At 64.2% G+C, this 22,107-nt stretch carries 19 protein-coding genes; 13 read left to right on the top strand and 6 right to left on the bottom strand.

Features of this window, described 5'->3' with window-relative positions; translation table 11 throughout:
* Positions 1 to 45: 45 nt before the first annotated feature.
* On the bottom strand, positions 46 to 897 hold the full coding sequence (gene ehuB / locus ACL0K2_RS13500) for an ectoine/hydroxyectoine ABC transporter substrate-binding protein EhuB (protein ID WP_413044470.1): 852 nt from the start codon (positions 895 to 897) through the stop codon (positions 46 to 48).
* A gap of 245 nt (positions 898 to 1,142) precedes the next feature.
* Between ehuB and ACL0K2_RS13495 the strand changes: the two genes are divergently transcribed.
* The 9 genes from ACL0K2_RS13495 to ACL0K2_RS13455 all read left to right on the top strand — a co-directional run bounded on the left by ACL0K2_RS13495 (position 1,143) and on the right by ACL0K2_RS13455 (position 12,604).
* The gene (locus tag ACL0K2_RS13495) at positions 1,143 to 2,552 is read left to right on the top strand and encodes a PLP-dependent aminotransferase family protein (RefSeq protein ID WP_045159969.1); all 1,410 of its coding nucleotides are present in this window, start codon (positions 1,143 to 1,145) and stop codon (positions 2,550 to 2,552) included.
* A gap of 176 nt (positions 2,553 to 2,728) precedes the next feature.
* A complete protein-coding gene (gene eutB, locus ACL0K2_RS13490) occupies positions 2,729 to 3,700 on the top strand; it encodes a hydroxyectoine utilization dehydratase EutB (RefSeq protein WP_045159970.1) in 972 nt (323 codons plus the stop codon).
* Between the two features lie 60 nt (positions 3,701 to 3,760).
* Positions 3,761 to 4,744, top strand: coding sequence for a cyclodeaminase (locus ACL0K2_RS13485; RefSeq protein WP_413042832.1), 984 nt, complete (start codon positions 3,761 to 3,763; stop codon positions 4,742 to 4,744).
* A gap of 101 nt (positions 4,745 to 4,845) precedes the next feature.
* A complete protein-coding gene (doeA, locus tag ACL0K2_RS13480) occupies positions 4,846 to 6,036 on the top strand; it encodes an ectoine hydrolase DoeA (protein ID WP_413042831.1) in 1,191 nt (396 codons plus the stop codon).
* Between the two features lie 2 nt (positions 6,037 to 6,038).
* Complete coding sequence (gene doeB / locus ACL0K2_RS13475) at positions 6,039 to 7,043, top strand: N(2)-acetyl-L-2,4-diaminobutanoate deacetylase DoeB (protein WP_413042830.1); 1,005 nt, start codon at positions 6,039 to 6,041, stop codon at positions 7,041 to 7,043.
* A 117-nt stretch (positions 7,044 to 7,160) separates the two neighbouring features.
* Complete coding sequence (locus tag ACL0K2_RS13470) at positions 7,161 to 7,667, top strand: Lrp/AsnC family transcriptional regulator (RefSeq protein WP_045159975.1); 507 nt, start codon at positions 7,161 to 7,163, stop codon at positions 7,665 to 7,667.
* A 111-nt stretch (positions 7,668 to 7,778) separates the two neighbouring features.
* Positions 7,779 to 8,432: a 7-cyano-7-deazaguanine/7-aminomethyl-7-deazaguanine transporter gene (locus tag ACL0K2_RS13465; protein ID WP_413042829.1), complete on the top strand. Its 654-nt coding sequence runs from the start codon at positions 7,779 to 7,781 to the stop codon at positions 8,430 to 8,432.
* Positions 8,433 to 8,651: 219 nt separating this feature from the next.
* Positions 8,652 to 10,115, top strand: a complete 1,464-nt coding sequence (locus tag ACL0K2_RS13460) for an NAD-dependent succinate-semialdehyde dehydrogenase (protein ID WP_413042828.1) — start codon at positions 8,652 to 8,654, stop codon at positions 10,113 to 10,115.
* A gap of 1,109 nt (positions 10,116 to 11,224) precedes the next feature.
* Positions 11,225 to 12,604 (top strand): aspartate aminotransferase family protein, encoded by a 1,380-nt coding sequence (locus tag ACL0K2_RS13455; protein ID WP_413042827.1) that lies wholly within the window; start codon positions 11,225 to 11,227, stop codon positions 12,602 to 12,604.
* Between the two features lie 2 nt (positions 12,605 to 12,606).
* Here ACL0K2_RS13455 and trkA read toward each other — a convergent pair whose 3' ends face one another.
* The 4 genes from trkA to def all read right to left on the bottom strand — a co-directional run bounded on the left by trkA (position 12,607) and on the right by def (position 16,869).
* Positions 12,607 to 13,980, bottom strand: a complete 1,374-nt coding sequence (gene trkA / locus ACL0K2_RS13450; protein WP_045159979.1) for a Trk system potassium transporter TrkA — start codon at positions 13,978 to 13,980, stop codon at positions 12,607 to 12,609.
* 67 nt (positions 13,981 to 14,047) lie between these two features.
* Positions 14,048 to 15,370: a 16S rRNA (cytosine(967)-C(5))-methyltransferase RsmB gene (gene rsmB, locus ACL0K2_RS13445; RefSeq protein WP_413044469.1), complete on the bottom strand. Its 1,323-nt coding sequence runs from the start codon at positions 15,368 to 15,370 to the stop codon at positions 14,048 to 14,050.
* A 5-nt stretch (positions 15,371 to 15,375) separates the two neighbouring features.
* Positions 15,376 to 16,305 (bottom strand): methionyl-tRNA formyltransferase, encoded by a 930-nt coding sequence (gene fmt / locus ACL0K2_RS13440; protein ID WP_413042826.1) that lies wholly within the window; start codon positions 16,303 to 16,305, stop codon positions 15,376 to 15,378.
* Positions 16,306 to 16,362: 57 nt separating this feature from the next.
* Positions 16,363 to 16,869, bottom strand: coding sequence for a peptide deformylase (def, locus tag ACL0K2_RS13435; protein WP_045159982.1), 507 nt, complete (start codon positions 16,867 to 16,869; stop codon positions 16,363 to 16,365).
* 148 nt (positions 16,870 to 17,017) lie between these two features.
* Here def and ACL0K2_RS13430 point away from each other — a divergent pair, with 148 nt between their 5' ends.
* From ACL0K2_RS13430 to ACL0K2_RS13420, 3 genes are all read left to right on the top strand, one after another.
* Positions 17,018 to 18,043 carry a LysM peptidoglycan-binding domain-containing protein gene (locus ACL0K2_RS13430; RefSeq protein ID WP_045159983.1) on the top strand — a complete coding sequence of 342 codons (1,026 nt, stop codon included), beginning with the start codon at positions 17,018 to 17,020 and terminating at the stop codon, positions 18,041 to 18,043.
* A gap of 274 nt (positions 18,044 to 18,317) precedes the next feature.
* Positions 18,318 to 19,409, top strand: a complete 1,092-nt coding sequence (gene dprA / locus ACL0K2_RS13425) for a DNA-processing protein DprA (RefSeq protein WP_413042825.1) — start codon at positions 18,318 to 18,320, stop codon at positions 19,407 to 19,409.
* Positions 19,410 to 19,472: 63 nt separating this feature from the next.
* Positions 19,473 to 20,030, top strand: a complete 558-nt coding sequence (locus ACL0K2_RS13420) for an L-threonylcarbamoyladenylate synthase (RefSeq protein ID WP_045159985.1) — start codon at positions 19,473 to 19,475, stop codon at positions 20,028 to 20,030.
* A gap of 19 nt (positions 20,031 to 20,049) precedes the next feature.
* On the opposite strand, the gene ACL0K2_RS13415 is transcribed toward ACL0K2_RS13420, so the two are convergent.
* Positions 20,050 to 21,027 carry an NADPH:quinone reductase gene (locus ACL0K2_RS13415; RefSeq protein WP_413042824.1) on the bottom strand — a complete coding sequence of 326 codons (978 nt, stop codon included), beginning with the start codon at positions 21,025 to 21,027 and terminating at the stop codon, positions 20,050 to 20,052.
* A gap of 155 nt (positions 21,028 to 21,182) precedes the next feature.
* Here ACL0K2_RS13415 and hemF point away from each other — a divergent pair, with 155 nt between their 5' ends.
* Positions 21,183 to 22,100, top strand: a complete 918-nt coding sequence (hemF, locus tag ACL0K2_RS13410) for an oxygen-dependent coproporphyrinogen oxidase (protein ID WP_045159987.1) — start codon at positions 21,183 to 21,185, stop codon at positions 22,098 to 22,100.
* The last annotated feature ends 7 nt before the right edge of the window (positions 22,101 to 22,107 follow it).

The raw sequence follows: 22,107 nt of genomic DNA, 5'->3' as shown, positions 1-22,107 counted from the left end.
ACGGATGGCACCGCACCGATTAGGGCGCGGCGCTCCGCTCGTGGATCACTGGGCGCAGAGCTGCGCGGCGGTCTTGTCGGTGACGTTGGACTCATCGAAGCCGAACGGTTCGACGGTCTTCAGATGGTCTTCGCTGCCGAGCCACTTCTTCAATTCGGCATTCACGGCGTCGCGCAGTGCGGTGTCCTCGGGGCGGAACGCCAGCGCACCGTAGCCGGTGTGTGACGGATCGTCCTTGAATTCACTGACCGCTTCGAGCGAGTCGCCACCCTTCTCGGCCAGACCTTTCATGGTCAGCTGAGTGCCCACCGCGGCATCGGCGCGACCGCTGCGCACCGCCTGAAGTTGTGCGGTGGTATCGGGTACCTGGAGGATCTGGTCATCGCTGATACCGCCGTCGCGGGCGTAGGCCAGGTTCACCGTCCCGGACATGATCGCCAGCTTGGCCCCGCTCTTGGCGATGTCCTCGTAACTATGCAGGTTCTTCGGGTTACCCGCTTTGACCAGCAGGGTGTCGGGCAACTGATATTGCGGGTCGGTAAAAATCACCTGCTTGCAACGCTCGGGTGTGATGTACATGCCGGCGGCGATCAGGTCGAAGCGTCCGGCACGCAGGCCGGGAATCAGCGAGCCCCATTCGGTGAGCACAGGATTGACGGTTTCGATGCCCATCCGCTGGAAGACCTTTTTTACGATTTCCGGCGATTCGCCAGTGACGCTGCCGTCAGTGGCGGTGTAGGCGAAGGGGGTTTCGTTGGCATAGCCGATGCGAACGCTGTTTTTTTCCTTGATTTCATCAAGGGTGTCGGCCTGGGCCAAGCCAGCAAGGGATAGACCGGCCAGTACAGCGGAGGTCAGCAGAACTTTGCCGAAACGGAATGGATGTGCGCGATTCATCATGAATTCTCCTGTGCTTTTTATGGGACGCAGGCAGGCCTGCTATTAGGAGGGCAGTTTCAAGAGCATCAGGACAGGGCATTCCCTGCCTCAGCGCGGCTTTGGACTTCTTTTTCGTAGAGGCGTGCGCCGCGTTTCGCCGACCGAGCATAGCAAAAGCCGTTTTCTTCATGGGATTGCACTAGGACAATTGCATGACACTGCGCTTGCGTCGATCCTGTCGGCTCGACTGAAGGTGGATCGTCATGCGCAACTGGAAACAGGCCTTGCTCGCTGCCCGTAGCGGCGCGTCGAAATACAAGCTGCTGGTTACCGCCATCGCAACCGACATCGAGCAGGGTAACCTGCACGACGGCCAGCGCCTGCCGCCGCAGCGCTTGCTCGCCGAGCAGCTGGATATCAGCGTGCAAACGGTGACCAATGCCTACAAAGAGTTGGAGCGTCAGGGCTGGGTGCGCTGTGAGGTCGGGCGCGGCAGCTTCGTCAGTCGGCGCATCAGCGAACGCGTCGCCAGCTCCATGCTCGACCGCGGCGAGAATTCGCTGCTGGACTTCTCCACGGCGCGCATCGTTCGCACCGAGGCCCATGACCGCCTGTGGCGGCAGACCTGCGAGGAGCTGGCGGCCGAGCACGAGCAACCCTGGATTCACGCCTGTCGGCCGATCGCTGGCTTCGAGCATCACCGCGAAGTCGGCGTGCAATGGCTCGCTGGGCTGGGCTTGAAGGTAGAGTTGCAGGATCTGTTGCTGACCAATGGAACCTCCCACGCCATCTTTCTCGCCCTCGCCTCACTGGCTGGACCGGACGATCTGGTTCTTTGCGAAAACTGTACCGATCACGGCGTAATCGGTACCGCCCAGGTGCTCGGCTTCACCCTGCAAGGTGTCGAGACCGACCGCCATGGTCTCGATCCGGAGCATTTCGAAGACCTGTGCGGCAACGAGCGAGTCACCGCGCTGGTCTGCACGCCGAACCTGAACAACCCCACCAGCACCATAATGCCGGACGTGCGTCGCCGCGAAATTGCCGAGATCGCCCGCCGCTACGGCGTCTATGTGATCGAGGACGACGTTTACGGCCCGCTGCTCGGCGAGCACCGCGACGCCTTGCCGATCAGCCATTACCTGCCTGAGTTGTCGTTCTACTGCACCAGCCTGACCAAGTCGGTGCTCACCGGCCTGCGCATCGGTTACCTGGCCATGCCTCGGCGATTGGCCCTGCGCACCGAGAGCATCCTGCGGGTGAACAGCTGGATGGCCGCGCCACTGCTGGGCGAGATCGCCACACGCTGGATCGAGCGTGGTCAGGCCAACGAACTGGTGCGTTTGCAGCGTGAGCTGATCGCCTCCCGTCAGGCCGCGGTGACCGCCGAGTTGGGCGATTACCTGCGCGGCAGCCATCCGGCCTCCCTCAGCGCCTGGCTCAATGTGCCTGAACATTGGGAGCTGGATGCGCTGCAGCATGAACTGCGCCGCCGCGAGATTGCCCTGACTCTGCCTGACCCCTTTCTGCCGCCCGGTACCCGACGGCCCCGGGCGATGCGTCTTTGCGTAGGCGCCGAATGCGACGAAGAACGGCTGCGTGAGGGATTGTGCAGCATCCGCGAAGTCTTCGAGCAGTTCCCGGAGATTCACGAATTTCGCGGCGCGCGTTGAAAGCGAGCCCACCGTGCACCAACGGGTCGCGCTCGCAGGCTTTAGAGCCCGAGATCAGGGCGCATCAGGGCTTAGATCGGCACAATATGAGGGGCGAAAAAAAAGAGTCCTAGTACATTGGGCTGGTGAAATCAGCGCTCCTACACTCGGCCGCATTCACCATCGGAATGTTCGCCATGCAGCCGATTCTTCTCGACCACCTCTTCGACGCACGCGAGCTCATTTGCGGCCTCGTCCGGGAAACACCTCTGGAGCGTTCGGCGTCGCTCAGCCGGCTGGCCGGCGTACCGGTGTGGTTGAAGCTGGAATCGCAGCAGGCGACCGGAAGCTTCAAGCTCCGTGGCGCAAGTCATGCGGTCGCGCAGTTGTCGGAAACGCAGAAGCGCCTCGGCGTGGTCACCGCCTCCACCGGCAACCATGGTCGGGCGCTCGCCTTCGCGGCGGCGCAGCAGGAGGTCAGAGCGATCGTTTGCCTGTCGCAACTGGTGCCGCAAAACAAGGTGCAGGCGATCCGCGAGCTGGGCGCCGAAGTGGTCATTGTCGGTCACAGCCAGGACGACGCCCAGGTCGAGGCCGAACGCATCGCCCGTGAGCAGGGCGCTGCCTTCATCCCGCCTTTCGACCATCCACACGTCATTGCCGGCCAGGGCACGCTCGGCTTGGAAATCCTCGAGCAGTGCCCCGAAGTCGCTGAAGTGCTGGTGCCGCTGTCCGGCGGTGGATTGTTTGCCGGTGTCGCCCTGGGCATCAAGCGTCAGCGACCGGAGATCCGCGTTCATGGCATCAGCATGCGCCGTGGCGCGGCGATGCACGCCAGCCTCGAGGCTGGCCATCCGGTCGAGGTCGAAGAGCGCCCCAGCCTGGCCGATTCACTCGGCGGCGGCATCGGCCTGAACAATCGCTACACCTTCGGCCTCGTTCGCGAGCTGGCCGACCAAATCCATTTGCTCGACGAGCCGGCCATTGCCGCTGGCATCCGTCATGCCTACCACGAGGAACGGCTGGTGATCGAAGGCGCCGCGGCCGTCGGCATCGCCGCTCTGCTCGAGCATTCGATCAAGCCGCGCGGATCGGTGGTCATTGTGATCAGCGGCCGTAACGTGGATACCGGACAGCACTTACGCGTGCTCAACGGCAGCAACGAATAAACAACCCAAGCCCCTCAACCCTGCTACCGGTGCGTCCGGTGTACTCCGATGGAGATCAACATGGCCGAGACCGTCCTGCTCAGCGAAACCGATCTCCGCGCCTGCCTGGCACTCGATTTGGCCAGCCTCGGCGCGGTCGAACAAGCGTTCCGTCTGCTCGCCACCGCGGCGGTGGCGATGCCGCCGATCCTGCGCCTGGACATTCCCGAGCATAACGGCGAGGTCGACGTGAAGACCGCCTACCTGCCCGGTCTGCCGCGTTTTGCCATCAAGGTCAGCCCCGGCTTCTTCGACAATCCGGCGCTCGGCTTGCCGAGCCTGAACGGGCTGATGATGCTGTTCTCGGCGCGTACCGGCCTGCTCGACGCTCTGTTGCTGGATAACGGCTTCCTCACGGCGGTACGCACGGCCGCGGCCGGCGCAATAGCCGCGAAATGGTTGAGCCGGGCGGATTCGAGCCGCGTCGCCATTCTCGGTGCCGGCGAACAGGCGCGTTTGCAGCTGGCGGCCTTGCGGCTGGTGCGCGACGTTCGCGAAGTGCGCATCTGGGCGCGCGATCCGGCGAAGGCGGCGGTGTTCGCCGGCGAGCTGGAGGGCGTCGAGGCGCGGGTCGCGGATAATGTCGACGCCGCCATGGACGGCGTTGACATTGCCATCACCACCACACCCAGCCGCACGCCACTGATCCAGGCGCATCATCTGCAGCCGGGCCTGCACATCACCGCCATGGGCTCGGACGCAGAGCACAAGAACGAGATCGCCGCCGCCGCCCTCGCCGCCTGCGATCTCTATGTCGCCGACCGCCTGAGCCAGACCCGGGGGCTTGGTGAATTGCACCATTCGCTGGCAGCAGGTGTGGTGGACGACGAGTCTGATTTCGCCGAACTCGGCCAGGTGATCGCCATGCAGCACCCCGGGCGCATCTCGGCCGGCCAGGTCACCCTCTGCGACCTGACCGGCACCGGCGCACAGGACACCGCCATCGCCAGCTTCGCCTTCGACCGGGCGCGTGCGGCTGGAAGGGGTTTCATCTTCAACCCCTGATCTTCAGACGCGAGCCTACTCGCGCTCGGGCCGCACCTTGCGGCTCGCGAGCCAGCTCGCCCCTGCAGAGCAAGCGCGGTCCACCCACGAGGGCAAAGAAGATGTCCGAAATCGTCGTCAATCTCCCGTTCAGTCGGGAGGAATATGCGTTGCGCATCACCAAGGTTCGCCAGGTCATGGCGGCCCACGGTATCGAGCTGTTGATCGTCAGCGATCCATCGAACATGGCCTGGTTGACCGGCTATGACGGCTGGTCATTCTACGTGCACCAATGCGTATTGCTGGCCCTCGAGGGCGACCCGCTGTGGTTCGGCCGTGACCAGGACGCCAACGGTGCGCGCCGCACGGTGTTCATGGCGGACGACGATATCGTCGGTTACCCGGACCACTACGTGCAGTCCAGCGTGCGCCATCCGATGGACTATCTGTCGCGCGAGGTGATCGCTGCGCGCGGCTGGGACCGACTGGCCATCGGCGTGGAGATGGACAACTACTACTTCAGCGCGGCCGCCTTCCGCTCGCTGCAGCAGCACCTGCCGCAGACGCAGTTTTTCGACGCCACCGCGCTGGTCAACTGGCGGCGAGCCGTGAAGTCGCCGCAGGAAATCGAGTACATGCGCGTCGCCGCGCGCATCGTCCAGCGCATGCACGAGACGATCTACGAGCGTATCGAACCGGGGCTGCGCAAGAACGAGCTGGTCGCCGACATCTACCGCGCCGGCATCCTCGGCGTTGAGGGTCACGGCGGTGACTACCCGGCGATCGTGCCCTTGCTGCCGACTGGCGCCGACGCCAGTGCGCCGCATCTGACCTGGAACGACAACCCGTTCCGACTGGGCGCCGGCACCTTCTTCGAGATCGCCGGCTGCTACAAGCGCTACCACTGCCCGCTGTCGCGCACCATCTACCTGGGCAAGCCACCGGCGCACATTCTCGAGGCCGAGCAGGCGGTGGTCGAGGGCATCTCCGCGGGCCTCGCAGTCGCGCGTCCGGGCAATACCACCGGCGACATCGCCCGCGCCTTTCTCAAGGTGCTGGACAGGTTCGACATCCAGAAGGACAGCCGCTGCGGTTACCCAATCGGGATCAGCTACCCGCCGGACTGGGGCGAGCGGACCATGAGCCTGCGCCCAAGCGACGAAAGCGTGCTCGAGCCGGGCATGACCTTCCACTTCATCCCTGGGCTGTGGATGGACGACTGGGGACTGGAAATCACCGAGAGCATCCTGATCACCGAGACCGGGATGGAGACCTTCTGCGACTTGCCACGCAAGCTTTACGTCAAGGATTAGCCATGAGCGAAACGCCGTTGCGCAACCCCATCAGCCCCACCGTCGACTTCGAGCGAGACGGCGTGCAGCACGGTTATCTGCGCCTGCCCTACTCGCGTGACGATTCGGCCTGGGGCGCGGTGATGATCCCGATCAGCGTGGTGAAGAACGGCGTGGGGCCCACCGCGCTGTTCACCGGTGGCAACCACGGCGACGAGTACGAAGGCCCGCTGGCGCTAAGCAAGCTGGCCGCAAGCCTCGACCCGGCGCGCGTGCAAGGGCGGGTGATCATCGTGCCGTTCATGAATGCGCCAGCGGTATGGGCCGGTACTCGTACCTCGCCGATTGACCAGGGCAATCTGAACCGCAGTTTTCCCGGCCGCCCGGATGGCAGCGTGACGCAGAAGATCGCTGATTACTTCCAGCGCAGCCTGCTACCGCTGGCGGATCTCGTGCTGGATATCCATTCCGGTGGTAAAACCCTCGACTTCCTGCCCTTCGCCGCCTGTCACGTGCTGCCGGACAAGGCCCAGCAGGCGCGCTGCGAGGCCGGCATGCGCGCTTTCGCGGCGCCCTACTGCATGCGCATGCTGGAGCAGGATGCGCTGGGCATGTACGACACCGCGGCCGAGGCGCAGGGCAAGGTTTTCGTCACCACCGAGCTCGGCGGTGGCGGCTCCATCAGCGCCTGGAGTCTGGCCATCGCCGAACGTGGCGTGCGAAACCTGTTGATCCATTTCGAACTGCTCGACGGCGAGTTCGAGCCGGCCGAGTCGGTGATGCTGGATATGCCGGACGGCGATTGCTACCTGTGCAGCGAGAGCGACGGGCTGCTCGAGCTGTGTAAGGATCTGGGCGAAACCGTGCAGCAAGGCGAGCTGGTGGCGCGGGTGCACGATGTGCGCCGTACCGGTGCCGCGCCGGTGGAGTACCGAGCACGGCGCAGCGGCCTGATCAGCGCCCGACACTTTCCGGGACGAGTGCAAAGCGGCGATACGTTGGCGGTGATCGCCGAGGTGGTAGGGTGAGGGCGCTGTGCAGCGGCCCTTCGCCCGCCGCTGTGGCGGCCATCCTCATTCGCCTTTTTGCCGGAGGGCGAACGTCAACTGCAGCGCTAACGGCCAGGGCATCGAGAAGGAGAGTTCATGCACAAGCTCGACCGCTATGACCTGAAGATCCTGCGCATCCTGTCCGGGGATGGCCGCATCACCAAGTCGGCGCTGGCCGAGGCCATCAACCTGTCGGTGACCCCGGCCTGGGAGCGGGTACGCAAACTCGAGGCCGCCGGGTTGGTGCGCGGCTATCGTGCGCTGATCGACTGGGGCGCGCTGTTCCGGACCCAGCAGGTGCTGGTGGAGATCAGCCTGGCGCGGCACACCGCACAGGACATGCGCCGCTTCGAGCAGCGCCTGGCCGAGGCTCCGGAAGTCGCCTTCTGCTACGCCACCGGCGGCGGTATCGACTACATCGCGATGATCCGCGCCCGCGATGTCGACCACTACCAGCGCTTCATCGACCAGTTACTGCTGGAGGATCTGGGCATCGAGCGCTACTACACCTATATCGTTACCAAGAGCGTAAAGCGCGACGAAGGAGGCCCGCCGGCAGGGCTCGATGATGAGCGCTCGGCGCCGAACAGCGAGGCGTTCTGACCAGCGCGTCTGTACCGCAGGGTCGGTTTGCCCCTAGAATGCGCGCCGCCTCGGCCCTGTTGGCTCGGCAAATGGGTTCCCTCACCCCATCACGTTCAAAAAGGACATACCATGCTGCAGATCCCTTCGTCGGTCCGCCGGGTCACCCTCGCCGGTCTGATCACCTTCCACATCCTCATCATCATCGCCAGTAACTACCTGGTGCAGTTGCCGATCACCCTGTTCGGCTGGCATACCACCTGGGGCGCGTTCAGCTTCCCGTTCATCTTCCTGGCCACCGACTTGACCGTGCGCCTGCTCGGCAAGGGCCCGGCGCGGCAGGTGATAGCGCGGGTCATGGTCCCGGCGCTGGTGGCGTCCTACGTGGTCTCGGTGTTGTTCCACCAGGGGGCGTTCAGTGGTTTCGCGGCGCTCGGCGAGTTCAACCTGTTCGTGTTCCGCATCGCCATTGCCAGCTTTCTCGCCTACGTCTTCGGTCAGATTCTCGACATTCAGGTATTCGACCGGCTGCGGCGACTGCGCCAGTGGTGGGTAGCGCCCAGTGCCTCGACCATATTCGGCAATCTGCTGGACACCTTTGTGTTCTTCTCCATTGCCTTCTGGCACAGCGACGATCCGTTCATGGCGGCCAACTGGGTAGAGATCGCCAGCGTCGACTATGTGATCAAGCTGGCCGTCAGCCTGGCGCTGTTCGTGCCGCTTTACGGCGTGTTGCTCAATGCCATCGTGCGCATGCTGCCGCAGCAGAAGACCGCTACCGCATAAACGGCCGCCTCGGCCAAAGCGCAAAAAGCGCTTTGGCTCCTACCCGTAGGGTGGAAAACGGCGAAGCCTTTTCCACCGTAGGCCTCCAGCCTCCAGGCTTTTCTTGTTTGCCCATCGCCAAACAGAAAAATCCACCCGCCAATCGAGCCGCTACAGAAAAACTCCCAAGCCGCCCTTCCCTAGCATGTCTCCCATGCCCATCGGCCCGGAGACACTGCCATGTCGCTCAAACACCCCCTGCTGCTGAAATCGCTTTGCTACGTGGACGGGCAATGGGTGCACAACCCCAGCGGCGCCAGCATCGCCGTGCACAACCCGGCCAGCCAGGCCGAGATCGGTCATGTACCGATGCTTGAGTGCGAGCAGATCGTCGCCGCGGTGGATGCCGCCGAACGGGCCTTTGCGTCCTGGCGCCTGCGAAGCCTGGATGAGCGGGCGGCCCTTATGCAGCGCTGGGCCGATTTGATCCTGCAACACCAGGAAGACCTGGCCGCCATCCTCTGCGAGGAACAGGGCAAGCCGCTGGCCGAGGCGCGAGGCGAGATCCGCTACGCCGCCAGTTTCATTCCCTGGTTCGCCGAGGAGGCGCGGCGGCTGTATGGCCGGACCATCCCGAGCCATATCGTCGATGCCGAGTTGAGCACTCTGAGGGAGCCGGTCGGCGTCTGCGCCCTGCTCACGCCATGGAATTTCCCCAGCGCGATGATCACCCGCAAGGCCGCTGCGGCGCTCGCGGCCGGCTGTACGGTGGTGGTCAAGCCAGCGCATGAAACGCCCTACTCGGCCTTCGCCCTGGCTCAGCTCGCCGAAGAGGCGGGCCTGCCGGCTGGCGTGTTCAATGTGGTACTGGGCGAACCGCAAACGGTCATGGAAACCCTGGTACGGGACCCGCGTGTGCGTTCAGTGAGCTTCACCGGCTCGACCCGGGTCGGCCGCTTGATACTGGAGGCTGCCGCCCCCGGGGTGAAAAAAGTGGCTCTGGAACTGGGCGGTAATGCGCCCCTGATCGTCTGCGAAGATGCCGATCTCGAGCACGCCGTGCAGGTGGCGCTGGACGCCAAGTTCCAAACATCCGGTCAGGACTGTTGCGCAGCCAACCGCATCCTCGTCCAGCGACCCGTTTATGAAGCGTTCCTGATGCGCTTTGCCCGCGCCGTGCATGAGTTGCGCGTTGGCCCTGGCGTGGATGAGCGCAGTCAGATCGGCCCGTTGATGCACCAGGCGGCCTTCGACGCCACCGCCGCGCGGGTCGCCGACGCGCTCGACAAAGGCGCTCGGTTGCTGGCCGGCGGCGAGCCCCACGCGCTCGGCGGCTGGTTCTGGCAGCCGACGCTGCTGGCTGATGTCACCACCGACATGCGGATCTACCGCGAAGAAAATTTCGCTCCGATCGCCGGTGTGTTGCCGTTCGACAGCCTGGATGAGGCGGTCGGCATGGCCAACGACACTGAATACGGGCTGGCGGCCTACATCTGCTCGAATCGGCTGGACCTCGTTCACCCGCTCATCTGTCGGCTCGATCATGCGATGGTCGCGGTCAACGGCACCAAATTCACCGGACACCCGATCCCCTTCGGTGGCATGAAAGCCTCCGGCCTCGGCCGTGAGGGCGGCAGCGAGGGCTTCGAGCCCTTCGTCGAGACCAAGTACGTCTGCATCCACCATCAAGGTCAGCGTTACTGATGGACTGGTGGGTCGGGCGAAGCTGTGGCACTGAGTTGGCGCAATGCTCGGGTCGCTTGCGTGGGAGCTCCCGACATCGGGGGCGAAGCTTTTCGGACTCTGAGTTGGCGCCATTCGGCGCGAGGTTGCGCCTCCCACAAAGGTGCGCCGTGCATTTTTTTTTCGTGGGAGGCCCGACCCCGGGGCGAAGCTTTTCGGACTCCGGGTTGGCGCCATTCGGCGCGAGGTCGCGCCTCCCACAAGGGGCACCGTGCACTGCGTTTTTTTGCGGGAGGCCCGACCCCGGGCCGAAGCTTTTCGGGCGCCGGGTTGGCGTCGTTCGGCGCGAGGTCGCGCCTCCCACAAGGGGCGCCGTGCATTGTTTTTTTCGTGGGAGGCCCGACCCCGGGGCGAAGCTTTTCGGACTCTGAGTTGGCGCCATTCGGCGCGAGGTCGCGCCTCCCACAAAGGGACGCCGTGCACTGCTTTTTTTCGTGGGAGGCCCGGCCCCGGGCCGAAGCTTTCGGGCGCCGGGTTGGCGCCATTCGGCGCGAGGTCGCGCCTCCCACAAAGGTGCGCCGTGCATTGCTTTTTTCGTGGGAGGCCCGACCCCGGGACGAAGCTTTTTCGAACTCCGGATTGGCGTCGTTCGGCGCGAGGTCGCGCCTCCCACAAGGGGCGCCGTGCACTGCTTTTTTTGTGGGAGGCCCGACCCCGGGCCGAAGCTTTTCGGGCGCCGAGTTGGCGCCATTCGGCGCGAGGTCGCGCCTCCCACAAGGGGCACCGTGCACTGCGTTTTTTTGCGGGAGGCCCGACCCCGGGCCGAAGCTTTTTCGAACTCCGGATTGGCGTCGTTCGGCGCGAGGTCGCGCCTCCCACAAGGGGCGCCGTGCACTGCGTTTTTTGTGGGAGGCCCGACCCCGGGGCGAAGCTTTTCGGACTCCGGGTTGGCGCCGCTCGCCGCGGGTCGCGCCTCCCACAGAACCTGGCCACTAGCCGAAGAGCCAACACCAAACTGGCGGACCGAAAACAGCCTGCCAGACAAGCCGAGCCATTTCCGCCCTTAAGGGTGGGTCAGGATGAGGGAAGCGGAATCCGAGCCCCATCCATCACCGCAAAAGGAGAAGCCCATGAGCCATGACTACGACACCCTCTTCGCCCAGGATCGTGCCCACTTCATGCACCCGTCCACCCATGCCCACGACCATGCCAGCGGGGCGCTCCAAGGGCGCATTGTCACCGGCGCCTCGGGCATCCGTATCCGTGACCACGAAGGCCGCGAGCTGATCGACGCTTTCGCCGGGCTGTACTGCGTGAACATCGGTTATGGCCGCACCGAGGTGGCCGAGGCCATCTACCAGCAAGCCAAGGAACTGGCCTACTACCACACCTACGTCGGCCACTCGACCGAGGCCATCATCGAACTGTCGCGGCGCATCATCGACTGGGCGCCTGAGGGTATGAAGAAGGTCTATTACGGCCTCTCCGGCTCGGATGCCAACGAGACCCAGATCAAGCTGGTGCGCTATTACAACAACGTGCTCGGCCGCCCGCAGAAGAAAAAGATCATCTCCCGTCAGCGCGGCTATCACGGCTCGGGAATCATGACCGGCAGCCTGACCGGCCTGGCCAGTTTCCATCAGCACTTCGATCTGCCACACGCGGACATCAAGCACGCCGCCTGCCCGCACTTCTACAAAGCCCCGGCCGGCATGGACGAAGCGGCCTTCGTGCGCCATTGCGTAGATGACCTGGAGCAACTGATCGAGCGCGAAGGGCCGGACACCGTCGCTGCCTTCATCGGCGAACCGGTGATGGGCACGGGCGGCATCATCGTCCCACCCAAGGGTTACTGGGAGGCGATCCAGGCGGTGCTGGCGAAATACGACATCCTTTTGATCGCCGACGAGGTGGTCTGCGCCTTCGGCCGTCTGGGTACGCCAATGGGCAGCCAGCTGTTCGGCATGAAGCCGGACCTGATCACCACGGCCAAAGGCCTGACCAGTGCCTACGCACCGTTATCGGCGGTGATCGTCGGCGAAAAAGTATGGGATGCGATAGACGAAGCCTCGACCCTTGACGGCGCCATGGGGCACGGCTGGACCTACTCTGGGCACCCGATCTGTGCCGCCGCGGCGCTGGCGAATCTGGACATCCTGGAAAAGGAGAACATTCCCGGCAATGCCGCTGAAGTGGGTGCCTATCTCAATGCTCAGCTGCGCCAGACCTTCGAGCACCATCCCCTGGTCGGCGAGGTGCGCGGCATCGGCATGCTCGCGGCGCTCGAGTTCGTGGCTGACCGCAAGGGCCGTACGCCGTTCGATGCGGCACTGAAGGTCGGCCCGCGGGTCTCGGCCGCTTGCCTGGAGCGCGGTATGATTGCCCGCGCCATGCCGCAGGGCGACATCCTCGGCTTCGCCCCGCCCCTGGTATTGACCCAGGCGGAAGCGGATCAGGTCGTCGAGATCGCCAAAAGTGCGGTGGACGCGGTGGCTGCCGAGGTGCTCTGAATTCAGAAGAAGGTCAGGCCGGCCTGGAACAGCCGTTCTACATCGCGGATATGCTTCTTGTCGACGAGGAACAGGATCACATGATCGCCGGATTCGATGACGGTGTTGTCGTGGGCGATCAGCACCTCCTCGTCTCGAATCACCGCGCCGATGCTGGTGCCTGGCGGCAGACCGATCTTGCCGATGGCGCGGCCGACCACCTTGCTCGAGCGCGAATCGCCGTGGGCGATCACTTCGATGGCCTCCGCCGCGCCTCGACGCAGCGAGTGGGCGCTGACGATATCGCCGCGACGCACGTGGGTCAGCAAGGTGCCGATGGTGGCCAACTGCGGGCTGATGGCGATGTCGATCTCGCCGCCCTGGACCAGATCGACATAGGCTGGATTGTTGATGATGCACATCACCTTGCGCGCGCCGAGACGCTTGGCCAGCAACGACGACATGATGTTGGCTTCGTCGTCGTTGGTCAGCGCGAGGAAGACATCGGCGTCATTGATGTTCTCTTCCACCAGTAGATCGCGATCCGAGGCGCTGCCCTGAAGAATGATGGTGCTGTCGAGGGTGTCCGAAAGGTAGCGGCAGCGCGCCGGGTTCATCTCGATGATCTTCACCTGGTAGCGACTTTCGATGGCTTCGGCCAGTCGCTCGCCGATATGCCCGCCGCCGGCAATGACGATCCGCCGATAGGAATCATCGAGGCGGCGCATCTCGCTCATCACGGCGCGAATATGCCCACGGGCGGCGATGAAGAACACCTCGTCGTCGGCCTCGATCACCGTATCGCCCTGCGGCATGATCGCTTGGTTGCGGCGGAAGATCGCCGCCACGCGGGTGTCGACATTGGGCATGTGCTTGCGCAGTTGGCGCAACTCCTGACCCACCAGCGGTCCGCCGTAGTAAGCGCGCACCGCCACCAATTGCGCCTTGCCTTCGGCAAAGTCGATCACCTGCAGCGAGCCGGGATGCTCGATCAGACGCTTGATGTAGTTGGTCACCACCTGCTCCGGGCTGATCAGCACGTCGACCGGAATCGCCTCGTTGCTGAACAGACCTGAGCGGGTCAGGTACGCTGACTCGCGTACCCGCGCAATCTTCGTCGGGGTGTGGAACAGGGTGTAGGCCACCTGACAGGCGACCATGTTGGTTTCGTCGCTGTTGGTCACCGCCACCAGCATGTCGGCATCGTCCGCACCCGCCTGGCGCAGCACGGTGGGAAACGAGCCGCGGCCGACCACGGTGCGAATGTCCAGGCGGTCGCCAAGATCGCGCAGACGATCGGCATCGGTGTCGACCACGGTGATGTCGTTGGCTTCGCTGGCGAGATTTTCGGCGAGCGTGCCGCCCACCTGCCCTGCACCGAGAATAATGATCTTCACGCGATCACTCCTGAAAGGCGGCAGGCCGCCGCATCCATGATTGGCCGAAGCATGCTGCCTGGCTCATTTACGAATTATGGCCATTGGGTTGGGCCGCGATTTTTATCAGTTTGGCGTAGTAGAAGCCGTCGTGGCCGTTTTCCTGCGGCAGCAACTGACGCCCATGGGACTGTTCGACACCGAAACCGCTCGGCAAATCCAGCTCACGGGCGCCAGGCATGCGCGCCAGGAAGGCCTCGATCACCTCGCGGTTCTCGGTCGGCAGCACCGAGCAGGTGGCGTACAACAGCACGCCACCGATTGCCAGCGTCGGCCACAGCGCGTCGAGCATCTCGCCCTGCAGGATCGCCAATGGCGCGATGTCGTCGGCCTGGCGGGCCAACTTGATGTCCGGATGGCGGCGGATGACCCCAGTCGCCGAGCAGGGGGCATCGAGCAGGATGCGCTGGAACGGTTGGCCGTCCCACCAAACCTCGGTCGCGCGGGCATCGGCCGCGACCAGTTTGGCCTGCAATTGCAGGCGGCTGAGGTTTTCCTGAACGCGCTGAAGGCGCTTAGGCTCAAGATCCAACGCGATGACCTCGGACAGCGCCGGCTCGCGCTCGAGGATGTGACAGGTCTTGCCACCGGGCGCGCAGCAGGCGTCCAGCACGCGCTGCCCCGGGGCGAGATCGAGCAGCCCGGCCGCCAACTGTGCCGCTTCGTCCTGCACGCTGACCCGCCCTTCGGCGAAGCCCGGCAATTGGTTGACGTCGCAGGCCGCGGCCAGGCGGATGCCGTCTTCACTGTGGGCGCAGGCAAAGGCTTCGAGGCCGGCGCTCTGCAGCTCGCCAAGGTAGGCGTCACGCCGGGTCTGGCGATGGTTGACCCGCAGCATCATCGGCGGATGAAGGTTGTTCGCCGTGCAGATCGCCTGCCAGTGCTCGGGCCAGTGCGCCTTCAAGGATTTCTGCAACCAGCGCGGATGGGCGAAGCGAATCACCGGGTCGTGTTCCAGTTCGACGAGCAATGTTTCGCCATCGCGCTGGGCATTGCGCAGCACCGCGTTGAGCAGGCCCTTGGCCCATGGTTTTCTAAGCTTTTCCGCGCAGCCGACGGTTTCGCCAATGGCGGCATGAGCGGGAATGCGGGTGTAGAACAGCTGGTAGAGGCCAACCAGCAGCAGAGCCTCGACGTCGCGGTCGGCGGCCTTGAATGGCTTTTGCAACAGTCGCTCGGCGAGGCCGGCCAGACGCGGTTGCCAGCGAGCGGTGCCGAACGCCAGTTCCTGGGTCAGGCCGCGATCACGGGCGTCTACCTTGCTCAGCACCTCGGGCAGGCTGCTGTTCAGCGAGGCCTTGCCGGACAGCACGGCGCTGAGCGCGCGCGCGGCGGCCAGACGCGGATTCATCGACATCAGACGAACACCTTGCCAGGCGTGAACTGCTCACGTCGGCTGTTGTACAGATCGCTGAAGTTGAGCGGCTTGCCGTTGGGCAGTTGTAGTCGGGTGAGCAGCAGCGAGCCCTCACCGCAAGCGACTTGCAGGCCGTCCTTGCCGGCATCGAGGATTTGGCCGGGCGCGCCCTGTGCTGAAGCCAGGCGAGCGGCGTGAATCTTCACAGCGGCCTCGTCCAGCCGGCTATGGCAGATCGGCCAGGGGTGAAACGCCCGTATCAGGCGCTCCAGCTCGACAGCCGGGCGGCTCCAGTCGAGGCGCGCCTCGTCCTTGTTCAGCTTGTGTGCGTAGGTGGCCTGGCTGTCGTCTTGCTCCTCGCCGCGGAGCGTGCCGGCTTCGAGGGCGGCGACGGCCTTGACCACCGCCTCCGAACCCAGCATGGCGAGCCGGTCATGCAGGGTTCCGCCGGTATCGTCGGCGGCGATCGGTGTGCGGACTTTCAGCAGCATGGGCCCGGTATCCAGCCCGGCTTCCATCTGCATCACGGTCACTCCGGATTCGGCATCGCCAGCTTCGACCGCGCGCTGGATCGGCGCGGCGCCGCGCCAGCGTGGCAGCAGCGAGGCGTGACTGTTGATGCAGCCCAGGCGCGGCAGATCGAGCACGGCTTGCGGCAGGATTAATCCGTAGGCCACCACCACCATGAGGTCGGCGTTCTGTTCAGCCAGTTCGGCCTGGGCCGCGGGGTCGCGCAGGGTCTGCGGTTGATGGATGGCAATCCCGTGCTGTAGAGCGAGCTGCTTGACCGGGCTGGGCATCAGCTTATGCCCGCGTCCGGCCGGCCGATCCGGCTGCGTGTAGACCGCCACTACCTGGCGATTGGCATCGAGCAGGGCTTGCAGATGCTGAGCGGCGAATTCCGGCGTTCCGGCGAAAACGATGCGCATGGAAGGACTCGTCAATAAATAAAAAAGGCTTGCTGCTGCAAGCCTTCGGGTCGGTGATCAAGCCTGCTGACGGTGAAGCTTTTCCAGCTTCTTCTTGATCCGGTCGCGCTTGAGAGTGGAGAGGTAATCGACGAAGAGTTTGCCGTTGAGGTGATCGCATTCGTGCTGGATGCACACCGCAAGCAGGCCTTCGGCGATTAGCTCGTAGGGTTGGCCGTCGCGATCCAATGCCTTGATCTTGACCTTCTGCGGGCGGTCGACGTTCTCGTAGAAACCGGGCACCGACAGGCAACCTTCCTGGTACTGCTCCATCTCGTCGGTCAGGAACTCGAACTCGGGGTTGATGAAAACTCGCGGCTCGGACTTGTCCTCGGACAGATCCATCACCACCACACGCTTGTGGACATTGACCTGCGTCGCGGCCAGGCCGATGCCGGGGGCGTCGTACATGGTCTCGAACATGTCGTCGATCAGCTGGCGGATGCCATCGTCGACCACGTCCACCGGTTTGGCTATGGTGCGCAGCCGGGGATCGGGAAATTCTAGGATGTTCAGGATTGCCATATGCGTTTGTGATGCACTTATGGAATAAAGTCAAAAGCCGCTGCTAAGATGCCGAGCAGCTTGTAAACGGCTTAACGCCGCTTTCCACAAGGGTTTCTGCGGCGCTAGGGCGCTTTACGTGAAGGCACATCATAAAGGGATTCACCACATGAGGAAATCACTACTCGCCCTGCTGCTGGTGGCGGTTGGCGGCATGGCACAGGCCGCTGTGCAGCTCAAGGATGACCATCCGGAGCAGTACACCGTAGTGAAAGGCGACACGCTCTGGGATATTTCCGGTCGCTTCCTTCGCGAACCCTGGAAATGGCCGGAGCTCTGGCACGCCAACCCCCAAGTGGAAAACCCGCACCTGATCTATCCCGGCGACAGCCTCAGTCTGGTCTACATCGACGGCCAGCCGCGTGTCGTGCTCAATCGCGGAGCATCGCGCGGCACCATCAAACTGTCACCAACCGTCCGCACCACACCCATAGCCGAAGCCATCAGCACCATCCCGCTGGAAGCGATCAACAGCTTCCTGCTGAGCAACCGCATCGTCAACAACGCCGCCGAATTCGAGGCTGCACCCTATATCGTCGCCGGCAATGCCGAGCGAGTCATCAGTGGTGCAGGCGATCGCGTCTACGGGCGCGGCAACTTCCAAGACGACATCAAGGTTTACGGTATCTTTCGTCAGGGCAAGACCTATGTAGATCCCGAGACCGAGGAGTTCCTGGGCATCAACGCCGATGACGTAGGCACCGCCGAGCTGCTCGACATGGAAGGTGACATCGCCACCATGATGCTCACGCGCGTCACCCAGGAAGCCCGTCTCGGCGACCGCATGTTCCCCAGCGAGGAGCGCGCGGTGAACTCGACGTTCATGCCGAGCGAACCGGAAGGCGAGATCAAAGGCGTGATCCTCGACGTGCCGCGCGGCGTGACCCAGATCGGCCAGTTCGATGTGGTGACCCTGAACAAGGGCGCCCGCGACGGGTTGAGCGTCGGCAATGTGCTGGCGGTGTACAAGACCGGTGAAACCGTGCGCGACCGGGTGACCGGTGAAAACGTCAAGATTCCCGATGAGCGTTCGGGGCTGCTGATGGTCTTCCGCACCTATGAAAAGCTCAGCTATGGCCTGGTCCTCCAGGCCACGCGCTCGCTGTCGGTGATGGATAAGGTCCGCAATCCTTGATTCCCGAGCCCCGCTGATCAGGCTGTGTGAAAACTACTGCGCTCGGTTATGCCGCGTTAAAAACAGGCTCGGATGCGAGCCCAGTCGGAATGCTCATTTACAGCTCGTAAACTCGAGTGCGAGCCCAGTCCGCTTCCTCGCCTGTTTTTGTGGGGACGCCTAGTTCTTGCTTAACCTTCGCTCGCTACGTTTTCACGCAGCCTGAATGCGGGGTTTTTTTTACAGCCGACACCACCGCATGGATGCGGTGCGACGAGACAAGGAATGCTCACCCATGCCTGCGATTTCCCCTGCCGAACTGGAAGCCCGCCTGCGCCTGCATCTGCTGCCGGAGCTCGGCCCGCGGCGTCTGCATAAACTGCTCAGCGCCTTCCCCGATGCCTCCTCTGCGCTCAGTGCACCGGCGACCGCCTGGCGTGCGCTGGGGCTGCCGGCGAGCTGCGCTGAACCCCGACGCAGTCCTGCGATACGCGAACGGGCCGCCCAGGCAATGGCCTGGCTGGAGCAGCCAGACCATCAGTTACTGATGTGGGACGACCCTGGCTACCCGGCATTGCTGGCGGAGCTGCCGGATGCGCCGCCGCTGTTGTTCGTTCACGGCGATTCCACCCTGCTGGAGCAACCACAGCTGGCCATGGTCGGCAGCCGTCGAGCCTCGCGCCCGGGCCTGGACAATGCCACTGCCTTTGCCCGCAGCCTCGCGGGCGGCGGCTTTGTAATCACCAGTGGCCTGGCCCTCGGCATCGATGGCGCCGCGCACCAGGGCGCGCTGGACGTAGGCGGCCGAACGATCGCCGTGTTGGGTACCGGTCTGCAACAGCTCTATCCGCGCCGGCATGTCGGTCTCGCCGGGCGCATCATTGAGAGCGGCGGCGCTCTGGTGTCCGAACTGCCGCTGGACTGCGCACCGCACGCCTCCAACTTTCCCCGTCGCAACCGCATCATCAGCGGGCTCTCGCTCGGCGTGCTGGTGGTCGAGGCCAGCCCTTCGAGTGGCTCGCTGATCACCGCGCGCCTGGCAGCCGAGCAAGGCCGCGAGGTCTACGCCATCCCCGGTTCGATTCATCATCCCGGCGCTCGTGGCTGCCACCAGCTGATCCGTCAGGGCGCGGCACTGGTTGAAAGCGTCGACGATATTCTTCAGGCCCTCCGGGGCTGGCAACAGACGACTGCAGCCGACGAGCCGCAACCAGAGCGGCCGGCACATGCCTTGCTCGATCAACTGATTGCCGGCTCGATGACCAGTGAGTCTCTCGCCGGGGCGGTGGCGCAGCCCTTGGTTCAGGTACTGGCGGAACTGACCGAGCTGGAAATCGAAGGGTTGGTCGCCTGTGAAAATGGGCTCTGGGTCGCGCGAACCGGTTGAGCGCGGCTGTGCAGTCGCATGTGCTTGGGTACACTGCGCCGATCAGTCTCAGCGGGGGTGCTAATGATCGGAAACTGGCGTGTGCAGCAGGCGGCTCGGGTGGTCAGACAGGGCGGCGTCATCGCCTATCCGACCGAAGCGGTCTGGGGGCTGGGTTGCGATCCCTGGGACAGCGATGCGGTGCATAGGTTACTGGCTCTGAAGGAGCGGCCGGTGGAGAAGGGATTGATCCTGGTGGCCGACTGCGTCGAGCAGTTCGACTTCCTCCTGGAGGACCTGCCCGAGCGCTGGCTGGATCGTCTGGCCGGCACCTGGCCTGGGCCGAATACCTGGCTGGTACCACATCGCCAGCGGTTGCCGGATTGGATTACCGGCAAGCACGACAGCGTGGCCCTGCGCGTCAGCGATCATCCGTTGGTTGCCCGACTGTGCGCGCTGACCGGGCCGCTGGTATCCACCTCGGCGAACCCCGCCGGCCGCCCCGCAGCGCGATCGCGCTTGCGCGTCGAGCAGTATTTCTCCGACCAGCTCGACGCGGTGCTCGGCGGCTACCTGGGTGGGCGGCGCAACCCCAGCACCATCCGCGATGTGCGTAACGGCGAGGTCATTCGGCCGTCTTGACGACAGCCGGACGGCAACCTCAGGGCAGCAGAATGGTCGATCCTGTGGTCTGGCCCGCTGCCAGCGCGCGCTGTGCCTCGGCCGCCTCGGCAAGCGGGTAGCGCTGGTCGATCTCGACCTTGATCTTGCCGCTGGCAATCATCTCGAACAGTTCGCTCGCCATCGCCTGCAGGCGCTCGGCGGTGTCCGCGTAGCCGGCGAGCGTCGGTCGGGTGACATACAGCGAGCCCTTCTGCGCCAGCACTCCGAGGTTCACCCCGGTGACTGCGCCTGAGGCATTGCCGAAGCTGACCAGCAGGCCGCGCGGTGCGACGCAATCCAGCGAGATCTCCCAGCTGCTTTTGCCCACCGAGTCGTAGACCACCGGGCATTTCTTACCCTCGGTGAGTTCCAGCACGCGCTGGACAACGTCCTCGCGGGTGCGGTCGATGGTCGCCCAGGCACCCAGCGCCTTGGCCCGTTCGGCCTTGTCCGCCGAGCCGACGACACCGATCAGTTTCGCGCCGATGGCCTTGGCCCACTGGCAGGCGATCGAACCGACACCACCGGCTGCGGCATGGAACAGCACGGTTTCGCCGGCCTGCAACGCGTGAGTCTGGCGCAGCAGATACTGCGTGGTCAGGCCCTTGAGCATTACGGCGGCGGCCTGCTCGTAGCTGATGGCGTCCGGCAGTTTCACCAGGTGCCGCGCCGGCAAGGTGTGATGCTGGCCATAGGCGCCCAATGGGCCGGTGCCATAGGCGACGCGATCGCCGACCTGAAATCCGCTGACGCCCTCGCCAACGGTCTCGACTTCACCCGCACCTTCGGCACCCAGGCCGGACGGCAGGCTCGGCGGTACATAGAGGCCGCTGCGGAAATAGGTATCGATGAAGTTCAGCCCGATCGCATGGTTACGCACCCGAACTTCGCCGGCCCCCGGCGCTGTGACGGGCACATCTACTTGTTGGAGAACCTCGGGACCACCGTGCTGGCTGAACTGGATGCGCTGCGACATATCGACTCCTGGGCAAATGCAAAGGAGCCTATCCAACGCTTCCCGGACGCGTCCGTCAATCGGCTGGGTGATATGCTTGCCGGCCCTTTTGCTGAAGCACGGCCCGGCCAGCCAATAACGCCGGACCTGTGCGGTTATTTGCCAAGGTGATTTTCGTGAACGAGCGTACCGAAGCCGTCAAAGCCTATCTGCTCGACCTGCAGGACCGTATCTGCGCCGCCTTCGAAGCCGAAGACGGCGGCGCCCGCTTCGTTGAAGACGCCTGGACCCGCCCGGCCGGCGGCGGTGGCCGAACTCGGGTGATCGAGAACGGTGCGCTGATCGAGAAGGGCGGCGTGAACTTCTCGCATGTTCACGGCAGTGGTCTGCCCCCTTCGGCCAGCGCGCACCGCCCTGAACTGGCCGGCCGTGGCTTCGAGGCGCTCGGCGTGTCGCTGGTGATACACCCGGAAAACCCCTATGTGCCAACCTCGCATGCCAACGTGCGGTTCTTCATTGCCGAAAAGGAAGGCGAAGAGCCGGTGTGGTGGTTCGGTGGCGGTTTCGACCTGACGCCCTATTACGGCAACGAGGAAGACTGCATCCACTGGCACCGCGTGGCCCGCGATGCCTGTGCGCCCTTCGGCGCGGATGTGTACCCGCGCTACAAGGAATGGTGCGACCGCTACTTTCACATCAAGCACCGTAACGAACCGCGTGGCGTTGGCGGGTTGTTCTTCGATGACCTCAACGAGTGGGATTTCGACACCAGCTTCGCCTTCATGCGTGCGGTTGGCGATGCCTACATCGAGGCCTATCTGCCCATCGTCCAGAAACGCAAGGCCATGGCCTACGGCGAGCGCGAACGGGCATTCCAGGAGCTGCGCCGCGGCCGCTACGTGGAATACAACCTGGTCTACGATCGCGGCACCTTGTTCGGCCTGCAGTCTGGCGGGCGTACCGAATCGATCCTGATGTCGCTGCCGCCGTTGGTGCGTTGGGGCTACGACAAGCAGCCGGAGCCCGGCACGCCGGAAGCGCGACTGACCGATTATTTCCTGCAGGATCGCGACTGGCTGGGCGAGCAGCCCTGAGCACGGC

Source organism: Pseudomonas sp. YJ42 (assembly GCF_047225135.1).
In the GTDB taxonomy this organism is placed as follows: Bacteria; Pseudomonadota; Gammaproteobacteria; order Pseudomonadales; family Pseudomonadaceae; genus Stutzerimonas; species Stutzerimonas stutzeri_E.
This window is presented reverse-complemented; position numbering and strand designations above follow the sequence as displayed.